The sequence below is a fragment of the Mesoterricola sediminis genome, assembly GCF_030295425.1.
GTDB lineage: Bacteria > Acidobacteriota > Holophagae > Holophagales > Holophagaceae > Mesoterricola > Mesoterricola sediminis.
Genome location: NZ_AP027081.1, coordinates 1,417,981 through 1,431,725, shown reverse-complemented (window position 1 = coordinate 1,431,725; position 13,745 = coordinate 1,417,981). Strand labels below are relative to the sequence as shown.

Below are 13,745 nucleotides of genomic sequence, written 5' to 3'. Positions count from 1 at the left end.
GATTCCATCGTGGACCCCATCACCATCGCCCTGTTCGCTGCTGATTCCCGCGAGAACCCGGGCCCTGAATACACCCGAGTTCCGGTTCCCGAAGGCCCCCACCGCCAGGCCCACATCATCTGGGTTCGAGCCGAGATCGCCGGGGACCTGGACGAGGCCGAGAACAAGACCCGGGACGGCGAAACCATGCTCAACACCATCGACATCGGCTGATGTCCACCTGGAGGAACCATGGTTGAAAAATTCTGCGCCGTCTGCCGGAGGACGCACGAATCGACCGTGCATTGCCTCGTTCCCGAGAATGACCGCCTTCGCGCCCGTGTTGTGGAACTGGAGGGAGAGATTCGCCTGCGATGCGCGGACCTGGACGATGCCGAGAAGCTGCGCAACCACTACCGCGAGGCGCTGGAGGCCATCACCCGCGAGCACGCAGGAGAACCCCAGTCCGCGGGGCGCATGAACCAGATCGACAACGTCGCGCTCAACCCGTGAGGATCCCTATGCTCCCAACCCTCGCCGTGGTCTTCCGCTGCCGCCTCTGCGGGCGCAACAAGTTCGAGCGCCCCAGCCCGCACATGTGCGCGGTGGGCTACCTGAAGCACTACGGCCGCCGAAAATATAAGGAACGCTACCCCGGAGGCATTTTCGAGGTCATCTCGCGCCCCTATTGGGGGGCGTGAGACCCCAGCGATTCTCTTCGCATGCGCTAGCCCGCGTTAGTCCCTTCAAATAGTGGCAAGCCATTAATTTTGTTCATACCATTCTGAATAAACGTCTTACAGCCCTCAAGGAGACCGAGGATTGGTTCTCTTGCGTCTGTATTATCTAATTTATCAATTCTATTAATTTCTTGAATAATGTATTTCATTTGAATTTCCAAGCTCTTCATTTTGTGTCGTTCTGCCAATAAACCCATAAGTTATTACCTCCTGAATTTATTATACCGAAGAACAACCAACCATGAAAATTGCTCCATATTGTCAACGCAACGTCAACGGCTCCTGCCCTAAGTTGCTACCCATCAAGGCCCATCCCCAGATCTTTTACCCCCGCCAGGAACCCCAGGTGCCAGGCCGTCCATAAAAGAGTCCCCTCTGGATGGGGGCAGTCAGGTGCACCTCCAGCCATCCCAACCGCGTGACCATCAGCCCATGCCTCGGCTTCAGGGGATACGAGCGATTCCATGGCAGCTCCAGAGTCACCCCGAAATCCTACTCCACAACCCAGCGGCCCAGAGCCCCGATAACCGCATCCGATACCCAGCCCCATCCAGGATCAACCATGAACCCCACCTCACAAGTCCTCAACCCCAAAGCAGCCGCTGTTTACCTTGGGGTATCGATCGACATGCTCTATGAATGGCGCCGATTCGGAAATGGGCCTCGGTACTTGATTTGGGGCCGGAGAACTATCAGATATCGCGTTTCCGATCTGGACGCATGGCTGGCCAGCCAGCCCACAGCCGGTAACATCGCAGAGGCTAACCGATTGCTTTCGGTCTCTTGATCGCAGCCGCCACCTTTTCGGCATTCGTCTTTCCCGCAGCCGCCGCAAGGTGGCTGTATTTTTGTGTCGTGGTTGGTGACGAATGCCCCAGGTTGGCCCCAACCTGCGAAAGCGTTAGGCCCTCAACCAGCCCAAGGGACGCCCATGTATGGCGCAGGCTGTGCAGAGGCACATCCGGAAGCCCAGCATCCTCCCTAATCTTCCTCCATGCATGATCAAGGCTGGACCCAATGGTTCCGTCTTTCCCTTCCCCGGCGAACACGAATTCAGACAGATGGTTTTGTGGCAATGACTTGATGATGTCCACCGCCTCCTGGGGGAGATAGAGCGTGCGATCACCCCTTGAAATGGTCTTGTGGTCGGGGAGATCGGCTACCCCCATCGTCTCGTCCACATCCTTCCAACGGATCATCCGGATTTCAGACCTCCGGGCGCCTGTCAAGAGGAGAAGACGGATGGCCGCGATGGGATAGAGTGGCCCTTTCCATTTATCCATGGCATCCAGGATCTTCCCGATTTCAGAGGGGTCCAGGAAGCGATGCCGGACAGTCACGGGGAAACGCTTGACCGCCTTGGCCGGGTTCGACCCTGGGGGGCGCAGCCCTTGTTCCTCTGCCCACCCAAGCATCACAGATACTACGGCCATGCATAGATTCGCCGTCCGGTGTTTGCCCTTGAACGACCGTTTGAAATCCTGGAGATGGACCAGCCCGATGAGCCTTACCAGAAATGTTCCAAGGCGAGGCGTGATCCACTTCTTGATGTAATACCTGTACTGGGCCTGAGTCCTAGGTTTCAGGGTCTCGATATGCTCCTCGAAACGCTCGGCCAGCTTCTCCATGGTGAGGTCAAGGGATGCTCGGGTCTTCTCCTCGCCGCGGGGGTCCTTGCCATCCCGGACGTCGATGCGGAGAGCGTCAGCCTTGGACATCGCGCCGTCACATGTCAGCTCTGGCCAGAGCCCCAGGGAAACGCGACGCGATTTCCCGAGAATCGAATATCGGTAGGACCAACTTTTCTCCCCCGATGGCATGACCCTGAGATAGAGGCCGTGGCATCCAGGGGTCGGCAATTCGTACTGCTTCTCCTTGGGGGGGAACGCCTCGACATCGTCCACCGTGAACCCGACTTTCTTCCGCTTAACCATGCGGCATCATAGGTCCGAGGTCATGGGGATTCAACCCGCGACCATGTTCCTGTGGGCAGGCTGTGGGCAGTCCAGCCCCCGCAAATCAGGCATGGGCACGGGCACCGGCATTGAAACCAGGATGGTTACCGATACCTGCAACCTTCTACATGGCCGTGGCGATAAACTCAAAATCTGTTTTCTGAAAGGGAGTGTCGGTTCGAGTCCGACCGCCGGCACCAAGGGTTCCAGGCCCGCGCAGCGCAGGGCGGGTGCCCGCCGTGGGCAGGGACGCCACCTTCAAGGCGGCGGATCGGGGCGGCGCCCCGCAGCCGGGCCCGGGGACCGCAGGTTGCGGATCCACGGGCCCCCCTGGTAGGGTCAGGACCATCCCCCCCAGGCTTCGAGACCCGACCCCGCGAGGAAGCGCCATGCTGGAATTCCGGACATCCACCCTTTGCGGGCTGCTCCTGGCCTGGCCAGGCTGGGCCGGCCCGTCGCCGGAACCGCCCGCGCGCCCGAAGGCGGTCTATTCGGCCCCCATCCCGGAAATCAAGGCCGTCGCCCTGCAGTCCTTCCACAACCTGGCCCACCCCGACAACAAGGTCAGGGCCCTGTCCAACTACATGGCGGTCCAGCCCCGGATCGAGGACGAAAAGCAGGTCTATTTCAAGGATTACGTGGAACTGATGTCCGAGAAGGGGGACATCTTCTTCTACGACATCCTGTTCGCCACCGACAAGGCGACGGGGGTCATCCGCTTCAGGATCGAGGAAGCGGTCGAATCCCGATGCCCGGACTTCGCCACGCCCAAGAACACCCGGACGAAATGCCCCAGCCACGGGAAGCACCCCGCAGTTGGGAATTTCTACAAGGTGTCCAATTCCAGGATCTTCCATCCCGGAAAAAACCCCGACTACCCCTTCCTGGCCAGGTATTTCACCGTGTCCAAGGAGGTCACCGTCAAGATCCACCTCGACGCCGCCGGGACACCGACCCGCTACGACATCGTCCAGGGCCACCCCCTGCTGAACCAGGCCGTCATGGACTACGCAAGGCAATGCCGGTTCTCGCCCGCCACGATCAACGACGCGCCCATCGCCTCCGCGCAGACCCTGGTGCTCCCGTTCCGGGTCAAGCCCCAGCCCGGTCCCGCAGCCCCCACGGCGGCGTCGGAACCCCGCGTCACCGGCGACACCAGGGACAGCGCCTACGGGAAGGCCGTCGACCTGTGGAGGCAGGGCGATCATGCGGCGGCCTCGGCCCTGTTCGGGCGCATCCACCGCCTGGACCCCGACTTCAGGCTGACCCGTTTCTACCTGGCCCTGGACGCCCTGGACCGGGACCAGCAGAAGACCGCCTGGGATCTGCTGAAGGCCTTCTCCGCCACCCAGGGCGCATCGGGCGCCTCCGAGGACCGGCTTGCCAGGGACGCGGCGAGGGTCATGCTCGAGGCGCTCGGCGACGGGTCGCGCCTGACGGATCGCGCCGGGACCGTCCAGGGGATCCCCCTGACCTGAGCGCCCCGTTCCGGCCTACCCCATCCGGAGCTGGCGGACGAATTTCTCGATGCCGTTGAGGAGCATCTCCACGGCGATGGCGGTGAGGACAAGGCCCATGAGGCGCTCGAAGGCGAGGGTGACCTTCTCGCCCAGGAAGGCGGCGATGCGCTCCGCCGAACCGAGGACCACCGCGGAGACGGACATGGCCACGACGGTGGCGGCGAGCCAATGGGGCAGGCGGTGCGGGTCCCCGGAGACCATCAGGAGCACGGTGGCGATGGCCGAGGGGCCGGCGATGAAGGGGATGGCCAGGGGCACCAGGAACGGCTCGCCGTGGTCGGGGGTGCCCTCCTGGCCCTCGGGGTGGGGGAAGACCATGCGCAGGGCCACCAGGAAGAGGATGACGCCGCCGGCGATGCCCAGGGAGGTGTCGGAGAGGTGCATGAGGCGCAGCACCCGCTGGCCGAAGAGGGCGAAGAACAGCAGGATCGCCGTGGCGAAGGCCACCTCGCGGATGATCACCCGGCGCCGGCGCGCGGGGTCCACGCGGCGCAGGAGGGGGATGACGATGGGGATGTTCCCCAGGGGATCGGTCACCAGGACGAGGACGAGGATGGCCGAGGCGAAGGAGGCGAGGTCCATGGCTCCAGCGTACAGCCCCGCCCCGCCGGTGGCGAGGTCAGTCCGCCGCCTTGCGGGCCACCAGGAAGAGGCGCTTGAACGGGAAGAGGGTGGTGCCGTCGGGCCGCTGAGGGTACGCGGAGGCCAGGCGCCAGGTGACCTGGGCCTCGAAGGCGGCCCGCTCCGCCCCTTCCAGGGCGTCCAGGTAGGGCCGCAGGGAGGTGCCCCGGACCCAGTTCATGACGGGGTCGGCGCCTTCCAGCACGTGGAGGTACTCCGTGCCCCAGATGTCCACCTCCGCCGCCAGGGGGGAGAGCACCTCGTAGTAGAAGAAGCGGGACGCGACCGGCCGGGGCCCGTGGAGGTGGGCGAGGCGCGGGGCCCAGGGGCCCAGGGCCGCCGCCTCGGCCACGCGCACGTGGGAGGAGGCCTCGTAGTTGTCGGGCATCTGGACCGCCAGGACGCCGCCGGGGGCCAGGTGGCCCATGAGCCGCTTGAGCAGGGTCCCGTGGTCCGGCAGCCACTGGAGGGCGGCGTTCGAGACGAGGAGGTCCACGGGCGCCGCGGGCTGCCAGGTGGCGAGGTCCGCGAGGACCCATTCGGGCCCCGGCCCGCCCTCCGCCGCCTTGCCGAGCATGGCCGCCGAACTGTCCACGCCCGTGACCCGGGCCTGGGGCCAGCGCTCCGCCAGGCGTCGCGTGAGGTGGCCCGTGCCGCAGCCCAGGTCCACGATGACGCCCGGATCCGTCAGGTCGGCGCGGGCCAGCAGGTCCAGGGCGGGGCGCAGGCGGGGTTCGGCGAACCGCAGGTAGGAGTCGGGGTTCCAGGACACGGCGGCCTCCGGGGGGATGCGCCCCCAGTCTACGGCAGGCCCCCGGCCGGGAATACCCCGGCTCAGTGCCGGGCGGCGTTGAACCAGATGTAGGCGACCGTATGCAGGATCGAGATGACCAGGGACAGGATGGCGATGGTTTCCACGGGGGCTTCCTCCAGGGGGGCAATATGGTGCTCCCGCGGGGGCCTGGCCAGCCCCAAATGTTACGAATCAATCATGTTATGAACCCACCCTGCCGCGTCCCTCAGAAGGGCAGGTCCAGGGCCTTGGCCAGGAACTTGAGGAGCGGGGCGTTCCCCCGGCAGGTCTCCGCATAGCGGTCCAGGAAATCCGGGGCGCAGACCTCCCGCTGGCTGAAGGGGGTCAGGGCGTAGAAGTCCTTCATTTTCAAGGCCTCCGCCAGGGGATGGGCGGGATCGAAGCCCGCGGGGACCCGGACGAGGCTGTCCCCGGCCACCTCGATGCCCGCCTTGGCCAGGGCCTTCCATTCCTGGGGTTTGGCGGCGATCCGCGCCCGGATGCGGGCCAGCGCCGCCGGATCGGGGTGCCAACTGCCGCCGCCCCCGAAACAGCCGCCGGGCTCCAGGTGGAGGTAGAAGGCCGGCGCGTGGGCGTCCCGCGGGCAGTCCCGGTGGCGGAACTGGGCCCCGATGTTGGTCTTGTAGGGGCTCTTGTCCCGGCTGAAGCGGGTGTCCCGGACGATCCGGAACATGGAGCCGCCCGCGGGCCTGGGGTCGGCCGCGAACCGCGGGCTGATCCCGGCGAGGGGTTCGCCGAAGGCGGCGATGAAGGCCAGCATGGGCTCCCGCACGTCCCGTTCGAAGCGGGCCTTGTTCGCCTGGAACCATTCCCGGCTGTTCTCGGCCCTCAGTTCCGCGAGGAACCCGAAGAGCGCCGGCGTGAAGAAGCCCTTGGCCATGATGTCCTCCCCCCCGAGTATCCCAGGGTCCGGGGCGCTTCCGGTAATCTTGTGGCATGGACAAGCGCACCGCCCCCCTCACCGAGTCGAAGGCCTGGAAGGCCCTCCAGGACCACTTCGCGGAAATCCGCGGCCTCCACCTGCGGGAACTCTTCGCCGGGGACCCCGCCCGGGGCGAGGCCTTCACCCTGGAGGCCGCCGGGCTGTTCCTGGACTACTCCAAGAACCGGGTCACCGCCCGGACCCTGGAGCTGCTCGCGGACCTGGCCCGGGAGCGGGGCGTGGGCGACCGCGTCGAGGCCATGTTCACGGGGCGGCGCATCAACGTCACGGAGGGCCGGGCCGTGCTCCACACCGCCCTCCGGGCCCCCCGGGGCGCCTCGGTCGAGGTGGACGGCCGGAACGTCGTCCCCGCCGTCCACGAGGTCCTGGACCGGATGGCCGCCTTCGCCGGGGCCGTGCGGAGCGGCGAATGGAAGGGGTTCACCGGGATGCCGATCCGCGCCGTGGTGAACATCGGCATCGGGGGCAGCGACCTGGGCCCCGCGATGGTCTGCGAGGCCCTGCGCGCCTACGCCACCCGGGACATCGAGTTCCGGTTCGTCTCGAACGTGGACGCCACCGACTTCTGCGAGGCCACCCGGGACCTGGACCCCCGGACCACCCTCTTCATCGTCAGCAGCAAGACCTTCACCACCCAGGAGACGATGGCCAACGCCCGCTCCGCCCGGGCCTGGTGCCTGCGGGCCCTGGAGGACGAGGCCGCCGTCGCGCGGCACTTCGTCGCCGTGAGCACCGACGCCGCCAAGGTGGCCGCCTTCGGCATCGATACGGCGAACATGTTCGGGTTCTGGGACTGGGTCGGGGGACGCTACTCCCTGGACTCCGCCATCGGCCTCTCCACCATGATCGCCGTGGGCCCGGACCGGTTCCGCGAGCTCCTCGAAGGCTTCCGGGCCATGGACGAGCATTTCCGCACCGCCCCCGTCGAGCGCAACATGCCCATGATCCTGGGCCTCCTCGGCATCTGGTACGCCGACTTCTTCGAGGCGCCCACCGTCGCCGTCCTCCCCTACGACCACTACCTGCGCCGGTTCCCGGCCTACCTCCAGCAGCTGATCATGGAGAGCAACGGCAAATCGGTGACCCTGGACGGGGAGGCCGTGGGCGCGCCCACCAGCCCCGTCTACTGGGGGGAGCCGGGCACCAACGGCCAGCATTCCTTCTACCAGCTCATCCACCAGGGCAGCCACCTGATCCCCTGCGACTTCATCGCCTTCGCGCGCTCCCTGAACCCGCTGGACGGCCACCACGCCATGCTCCTCTCCAACGTGCTGGCGCAGGCCGAGGCCCTGGCCTTCGGCAAGACCTCCGCCGAGGTCGCCGCCGAGGGCGCCTCCCCGGCGCTGGTGCCCCACCGGACGTTCCCGGGCAACCGCCCCTCCAACGTGATCCTGGCCGAGCGCCTCACCCCCGCCGTCCTCGGCGCCCTCGTGGCCCTCTACGAGCACATGGTCTTCGTCCAGGGCGCCGTCTGGGGCATCAATCCCTTCGACCAGTGGGGAGTGGAGCTCGGCAAGGAGCTCAGCCGCCGCATCCTGCCCGAACTGGAGGCGGGAACCGAGCCCGCCCTGGCCCACGACGGCTCCACCAATGCCCTCATCCGCCGCCTCCGGCGCCTCGCCGCCCATTGACGGGGGCCGCGGAAGGGCTAACCTAGGGCCATCCCGAGGAGAGATCGGCATGACCGACATGAAGCGCATCCTGGACGGCAAGGGCTATTCGTTCTTCTTCGTCCCGCCCGAGGCGAAGGTCATCGAGGCCATCCGCCTCATGGACCAGAAGAAGGTCGGCTTCCTCCTCGTCATGGACGGCGAGCGCACCGAGGGGGTCTTCTCCGAGCGCGACGTGGTCAAGCTCATGGGCCGCACCGGCCCCTCCGTCCTGGACCGCCCCGTCAGCGACGTCATGGTGACGGAGGTCTACCACGTCCACCTGAACACCAGCGTCGACGAGTGCATGGGCCTCATGAGCGAGCGCGGCATCCGCCACGTCCCCGTGATGGACGGCAGCATGGTTGTGGGCATCGTCTCCATCCGCGACATCGTCCGCGAGGTGGTGGCCGATCGCGAGATCGTCATCAAGGGCCTCGAGAACTACATCGAGAGCGTCGAGCACCGCAGCTAGTGCAAGTCGATCGAATCACCGGAACGGGACGCGATCGTTCCGGTGATTCGATCTACCTGCAAGCCAGGAGCCAGGCTAGAGCCGGAAGACCGCCACTTCCTTCTCCAGGCGCACCGCGATCTTCGCGAGGGCGTCCAGGTGGAGGACCGTCTCCTGGATGTTGGAGGCCAGCTGGGTCGCGCCCGCCGCGTTCTGCTCGCTGGTCGCGCGGATGTCATGGGTCTGGGTCGAGATGTCCTGGGTGGCGCTGGCCTGATCGGCGGCGGCCCGGCCGATCTCCTCCATGCGGCGGGCCAGCACGTCGATGCCGTCCCGGATGCGGCCCAGGGCCGCGGAGGTGGCTTCGACCTTCTCCACGCCCAGGCCCACGATGCCGCGGGTCTGGCCCGTGAGGGCCTCGATCTCCCGGGCCGCGGCGGCGCTGCGCTCGGCCAGCTTGCGCACCTCTTCCGCGACGACGGCGAATCCCTTGCCCAGGGCCCCGGCCTTGGCGGCCTCGATGGCGGCGTTGAGGGAGAGGAGGTTGGTCTGGCGGGCGATCTCCTGGATCACCTGCACCGCCGAGACGATGCGCTCCGTGGCCCCCTGGATGCCTTCCATGGCTTCGGCCGTCTCCCGCCCGAAGGCCACCCCGCCCTCCGCCTCCCTGCGGGCGGCTTCGGCCCGGAGGCCCACGTCGCGGACGACCTGGACCACCTGGTCCACGGAGGCCGACAGCTGGACCACGGCGCTGGAGGCGCGCTCGGTGGCCACCCGCTGGAGCTCGCTCCCCCGAGCCACCAGGTCCGTGGCGCGCCGGGTTTCCTCGGCCCCCGCCAGGAGCTCCCCGGAAAGGGCGTGCACCTGGTGAGCCTCCTGGTTGATGGACCGGACGGTGCCATTCAGGCGCTCCACCGTCAGGTTCATGGAGGCGCCCAGGCTGCCCAGTTCGTCCTGGGCGTCCACGGCGGCGCGCACCGTGAGATCCCCCGCCGCGAGGCCGGCCAGGACCCCCTGGAAGCCCGCCAGGGGCACCGTGATGCTCCGGGAGATGACCCAGGCCAACCAGGCCGCCGCCCCGATGGAGAAGAGGCCGAAGGTCACCACGAGCACCGTGCTGCGCCCCGCCAGGGCCTCGAACCGGGCGAGACTGGCGTCCATCGCCCCGTTGCGGAGCCGGGCCAGCTCCTCGAACCGCTGGTCCCAGACAGCGATGCTGGGGCACGACTTGGCCGAGAACAGGCGGAAGGCCTCGTTGGCCTTCCCCGCCTGGGCGAGGCCCATGACCTCGATGTTGGCCTGCCGCGCCGACGCGATGACCGCCTCCACGGCCAGGACCCGGTCCCGGGCCTCGGCCGTGTCGGCCTCCGCCTTCAGGGTCTCCAGGCGGGCCAGGTACCCGGTCCGGGCCTCCTGGACCTTGGCCACGTAGGCGGCGGCCAGCGCCGGGTCCCCGGCGGCGGCCGCCGCCCCGATGTAGGCCATGGCGTCCAGCGCGCCGGCGTGGGCCTCCTTGGCGAGGACGGCCTGGCGCCCCTCGCGGCGCACCGAGGCCATCGCGTCCCGCAGGCCGCGGAGCCCCAGGAGCGTGGCCACCACCGAGCCGAACAGCAAGGCCAGGACGATGCCGAAGCCCCAGGCGAGCCGGGACGTGATGGACACGCGCTTGAACATGGACCCTCCGGAAGCGGCGGCCCGGGGGCCGTCGATCGCCGGATTCTGCCATAGGTCCAGCAAGGGCCTAAATATTTTTTACAAGCATAAATCAGTCATTAGATTTCACTTGGCGGTCAGCGGGATCCGCCGGCCGCGGCCGAAGGCCCAGGGACTCACCTTCAGGCAGAAGGGCAGCTGGCGCCGCTTGAACTCGGAGTTGCGCAGGAGCGCGAAGACCCGCGGCAGGGCGTTCCGCGCCTGCTCCAGGTCGGCGCCCTCCAGGGCGCAGGCCAGGTCCTCGCGGATCTGGGCCTCCTCCCGGCGGGCCTCCAGGAGGATGCCGAGGACGGCGTCCAGCTGGCGGTAGGGCATGAGGCTGGTCTCGTCGGTCTGGTCCGGGCGGAGCTCGGCGGTGGGCTTGCGCTCCAGGATGCCCCGGGGGATGGCCGGCCCCAGCTCCCGGGCCAGGGCGAAGACCCGGGCCTTGAGGCAGTCGCCGAGGATGCCGAAGGCGCCGATGCCGTCGCCGTAGAGGGTGAAGTAGCCGGTGGCGGCCTCGCTCTTGTTGCCGGTGTTCAGCACCGCCACCCGGGGGGTCCCCAGCAGCCGGTGGACGCCGGGTTCGGAGGTGGCGCCCATGAGCAGCATGCCCCGGCACCGGCTCTGGAAGTTCTCGTCGGTGAGGCCGAAGGCGCGGTCGGGGAAGGCCGCCCCGAGGGCCCGCGCCGCGCCCTCGAAGGGCTGGCCCGCGTCCAGCTGCAGGAAGGGGATCCCGAGGGCGTCGGCCTGCTCCCGGGCCAGGGTGAGGCTCTCGGCGCTGGTGAAGCGGGTGGGGAGGGCGATGCCCAGCACCCGGTCCGGGCCCAGGGCCTCCGCCGCCACGGCCGCGACCACGGAGCTGTCGATGCCCCCGGACAGGCCCACCACGGCGGCCTCCAGGCCCTGCTTGGCCATGTTCTCCCGGAGGCCGATGGTCAGGGCCCGGCGCAGCCAGGCCTCCTCCCGGGGCTCGGCGGGCCAGGGACGGCCCTGGACGGCGGAGTCGGTCATGACCACGCCCTCCTCGAAGAAGTCGTCGCCCTGCCAGGTGCCGTCGGGCTGCACCAGCCCGGAGCCCCCGTCGAAGGTCAGCCAGCTCTCGGAACCCACCCGGCTCGCGTAGGCGATGGGCACCCCGTGCCGCGCCGCGTGGCCCTGGAGGAGGCGCCGCCGGAGGGCCAGCTTGGACGGGGCCTGCCAGGGCGCGGTCCGGCCGGGGGGCAGGTAACTGCCGAGGTGGCCGGGGCTCGCCGAGGCGTTGAGGATGAGGGTCGCCCCCTGCCCCGCCAAGTCCGCGATGGGGTCGAAGGGGTAGCGGATGGGACCGGGCGCCAGCTCCGCGCTGGCCCAGAGGTCCTCGCACACGGAAAGGCCCACCCGCTCCCCCCGGTAGTCCACCAGGGGCTGGAGCTCCAGGTCGGCGTCGAAGTAGCGGCTCTCGTCGAAGACGTCGTAGGCGGGGAGGATCCGCTTCCGGGCCCGGGCGCGGACGGCCCCCGATTCGCACCACCACAGCTCGTTCCACAGGCGCCCCGAAGGCGAGGGGGTGCAGGTCCCGAAGACCAACGGGACCGGGCCCGAGGCGGCCGCGAGGCGCTCGGATTCGGCGACGACGGCCCGGCGGAGGGCCTGCTCCCAGAGCCGGTCCTCGGCCAGGTAGCCGCCCACGGCCATTTCCGCGGAAAGGACCAGGTCGGCACCCCGGCCCACCGCCTCCCGGTACGCGGCCTCGAGGGCGCGGCCGTTGGCCTCGGGATCGCCCAGGCGGCTGTTGAGCTGGAGGAGTGCGATGCGCATCCCCCTAGGATAGCCCCTCCTCCTCCGGCCAGGGGGAGGGCTCCCCGACACCCCAGCGCGCCTGGTACCAGACCTCCTCCAGGCAGAGGCCGTGGGGCGGCGCGGTGATCCCGGCCCGCCGGCGGTCCCGGGCGGCGAGGATGGCGGGCATCTCCCCCGCGGGAATCCGGCCCTTGCCCACCTCCACCAGCGTTCCGGCCATGATCCGGACCATGTGCATGAGGAAGCGGTTGCCCTCGAAAACCAGGTCCAGGGAGGGTCCCTCCCCTTCCAGGCGCACGGCGTGCACCCGCTTCACGGTGGAGGACGCCGCGCATTCGTGGTGGCGGAAGGTGGAGAAGTCGTGGAGGCCGACCAGGGCCGAGGCCGCCCGCGCCATGGCTGCGCGGTCGAGGGGGGCCGCCCCGTGGACGTGCCACCGGAAGGGCCGGAGGAAGGGATCCTCCGCGGGCCCTTCCTGGATGCGGTAGACGTAGCGCTTGGCCACGGCGTGGGCGCGGGGGAAGAAGGCCTCCGGCGCGGCCTGGGCTTTCATGATCCGCACATCCCGCTCCAGGTGGGCGTTGAAGGCCGCCAGGAGGCGGTAGGGATCCCAGTCCCGGGCCAGCTGGACGAGGACGCCCTGGGCGCGGGCATGGACGCCCGCGTCGGTGCGCCCCGTGCCCTGGGGCATGGGCGCGTCGGGGTCGAAGGCCCGGAGGGCGCGCCACAGCTCGCCCTGCACGCTCCGCAGCGTGGTCTGGATCTGGAAGCCGGAGAAGCCCGAGCCGACGTAGGCGCACCGGAGGAAGTAGGGGCGGGTCATGCCGCCATTCTATCGCGGCCGCCGGGGGATCGCTGGTACAGGGCCTCCGGAGCCTCCGCGGCGCACCGGAGGCCCGCCCCGTGGGCATGTGCAGTCCATGCATGGGTTATAAAGCCCGCCGGGGGCCGATCCGTACGGGGGTGTGGAACGTAGATGTCCACCTGCCGCCAGTCTTCAAAAAAAAAATCTCGCAAAGCCTTGACACCAAACAATCGGAGGTCTACCTTGCTGGTAGTTTAGTTGAAGACCAGAATCCACAAGGGTTTCAGGGCAGTCATCCCTTGAAAATCAAGCGCCGGTGGGACCCCTCAAGTCCACGGCCCACCGTTTTCACTTCACCGGGGATACAAATCCCCATTTTGGAGGTTTCTCATGAACAAGGCTGAACTGATCAGCGCCGTCGCCGAGAAGGCCGACATCAACAAGTCCAAGGCCGCCGCCGCCCTGGACACCATCATCGCCAGCGTCTCCGCCGCCCTGCGCGCCGGCGACAAGGTCACCCTGGTGGGCTTCGGCACCTTCTCCGTCGCCACCCGCGGCCCCCGCACCGGCCGCAACCCCCGCGACGGCGCGAAGATCAAGATCGCCGCCAAGAAGGTCGCCAAGTTCAAGCCCGGCAAGAAGCTTGCTGACGACGTGAACGGCAAGGGCGGCAAGAAGAAGAAGTAGGACGAACGATCCCCCCCAAGCGGCCCGGATTCCGGGCCGCTTGTTTTATGTACTTCCGCCACATTCATGTGCAAAAGGAGACCGTTAATGTCTCCTACCCACGA

At 68.1% G+C, this 13,745-nt stretch carries 16 protein-coding genes; 8 read left to right on the top strand and 8 right to left on the bottom strand.

Going from position 1 to position 13,745, the window contains the following annotated elements; translation table 11 throughout:
• The first annotated feature begins 9 nt into the window (after positions 1 to 9).
• The 4 genes from R2J75_RS06125 to R2J75_RS19820 all read left to right on the top strand — a co-directional run bounded on the left by R2J75_RS06125 (position 10) and on the right by R2J75_RS19820 (position 1,506).
• The gene (locus R2J75_RS06125) at positions 10 to 213 is read left to right on the top strand and encodes a hypothetical protein (protein WP_316411265.1); all 204 of its coding nucleotides are present in this window, start codon (positions 10 to 12) and stop codon (positions 211 to 213) included.
• Between the two features lie 18 nt (positions 214 to 231).
• Positions 232 to 492: a hypothetical protein gene (locus tag R2J75_RS06120; protein WP_316411264.1), complete on the top strand. Its 261-nt coding sequence runs from the start codon at positions 232 to 234 to the stop codon at positions 490 to 492.
• 8 nt (positions 493 to 500) lie between these two features.
• Entirely contained in the window at positions 501 to 680 is a 180-nt protein-coding gene (locus tag R2J75_RS06115) for a hypothetical protein (RefSeq protein WP_316411263.1), read from the top strand.
• A 418-nt stretch (positions 681 to 1,098) separates the two neighbouring features.
• Positions 1,099 to 1,506: a helix-turn-helix transcriptional regulator gene (locus tag R2J75_RS19820; protein ID WP_394365884.1), complete on the top strand. Its 408-nt coding sequence runs from the start codon at positions 1,099 to 1,101 to the stop codon at positions 1,504 to 1,506.
• Here R2J75_RS19820 and R2J75_RS06110 read toward each other — a convergent pair.
• Positions 1,481 to 2,653, bottom strand: a complete 1,173-nt coding sequence (locus R2J75_RS06110) for a tyrosine-type recombinase/integrase (protein ID WP_316411262.1) — start codon at positions 2,651 to 2,653, stop codon at positions 1,481 to 1,483. The two genes, R2J75_RS19820 and R2J75_RS06110, sit on opposite strands and share 26 nt — an antisense overlap.
• Positions 2,654 to 3,063: 410 nt before the next feature.
• Here R2J75_RS06110 and R2J75_RS06105 point away from each other — a divergent pair, with 410 nt between their 5' ends.
• Positions 3,064 to 4,152 (top strand): TonB family protein, encoded by a 1,089-nt coding sequence (locus R2J75_RS06105; protein ID WP_316411261.1) that lies wholly within the window; start codon positions 3,064 to 3,066, stop codon positions 4,150 to 4,152.
• Between the two features lie 15 nt (positions 4,153 to 4,167).
• Here the strand turns inward: R2J75_RS06105 and R2J75_RS06100 are convergent, their stop codons facing one another.
• The 4 genes from R2J75_RS06100 to R2J75_RS06085 form a co-directional block, all read right to left on the bottom strand.
• Entirely contained in the window at positions 4,168 to 4,776 is a 609-nt protein-coding gene (locus R2J75_RS06100; RefSeq protein WP_316411260.1) for a MarC family protein, read from the bottom strand.
• Positions 4,777 to 4,813: 37 nt separating this feature from the next.
• On the bottom strand, positions 4,814 to 5,587 hold the full coding sequence (locus R2J75_RS06095) for a methyltransferase domain-containing protein (protein ID WP_243333257.1): 774 nt from the start codon (positions 5,585 to 5,587) through the stop codon (positions 4,814 to 4,816).
• Between the two features lie 62 nt (positions 5,588 to 5,649).
• The gene (locus R2J75_RS06090; protein ID WP_316411259.1) at positions 5,650 to 5,790 is read right to left on the bottom strand and encodes a hypothetical protein; all 141 of its coding nucleotides are present in this window, start codon (positions 5,788 to 5,790) and stop codon (positions 5,650 to 5,652) included.
• 44 nt (positions 5,791 to 5,834) lie between these two features.
• Complete coding sequence (locus R2J75_RS06085; protein ID WP_243333259.1) at positions 5,835 to 6,509, bottom strand: DUF2461 domain-containing protein; 675 nt, start codon at positions 6,507 to 6,509, stop codon at positions 5,835 to 5,837.
• Positions 6,510 to 6,565: 56 nt separating this feature from the next.
• Here R2J75_RS06085 and pgi point away from each other — a divergent pair, with 56 nt between their 5' ends.
• Both pgi and R2J75_RS06075 read left to right on the top strand, forming a co-directional pair.
• Positions 6,566 to 8,203 carry a glucose-6-phosphate isomerase gene (gene pgi / locus R2J75_RS06080; RefSeq protein WP_243346380.1) on the top strand — a complete coding sequence of 546 codons (1,638 nt, stop codon included), beginning with the start codon at positions 6,566 to 6,568 and terminating at the stop codon, positions 8,201 to 8,203.
• Between the two features lie 49 nt (positions 8,204 to 8,252).
• Complete coding sequence (locus R2J75_RS06075) at positions 8,253 to 8,696, top strand: CBS domain-containing protein (protein ID WP_243333263.1); 444 nt, start codon at positions 8,253 to 8,255, stop codon at positions 8,694 to 8,696.
• A gap of 75 nt (positions 8,697 to 8,771) precedes the next feature.
• Here the strand turns inward: R2J75_RS06075 and R2J75_RS06070 are convergent, their stop codons facing one another.
• The 3 genes from R2J75_RS06070 to truA all read right to left on the bottom strand — a co-directional run bounded on the left by R2J75_RS06070 (position 8,772) and on the right by truA (position 12,972).
• Complete coding sequence (locus R2J75_RS06070; protein WP_243346379.1) at positions 8,772 to 10,349, bottom strand: methyl-accepting chemotaxis protein; 1,578 nt, start codon at positions 10,347 to 10,349, stop codon at positions 8,772 to 8,774.
• 105 nt (positions 10,350 to 10,454) lie between these two features.
• Complete coding sequence (gene nadE, locus R2J75_RS06065; protein WP_316411258.1) at positions 10,455 to 12,167, bottom strand: NAD(+) synthase; 1,713 nt, start codon at positions 12,165 to 12,167, stop codon at positions 10,455 to 10,457.
• A 4-nt stretch (positions 12,168 to 12,171) separates the two neighbouring features.
• Entirely contained in the window at positions 12,172 to 12,972 is an 801-nt protein-coding gene (gene truA, locus R2J75_RS06060) for a tRNA pseudouridine(38-40) synthase TruA (RefSeq protein ID WP_243333268.1), read from the bottom strand.
• Positions 12,973 to 13,344: 372 nt separating this feature from the next.
• On the opposite strand from truA, the gene R2J75_RS06055 reads away from it, so the two are divergent.
• Complete coding sequence (locus R2J75_RS06055; protein ID WP_243333269.1) at positions 13,345 to 13,641, top strand: HU family DNA-binding protein; 297 nt, start codon at positions 13,345 to 13,347, stop codon at positions 13,639 to 13,641.
• Positions 13,642 to 13,745: the final 104 nt, after the last annotated feature.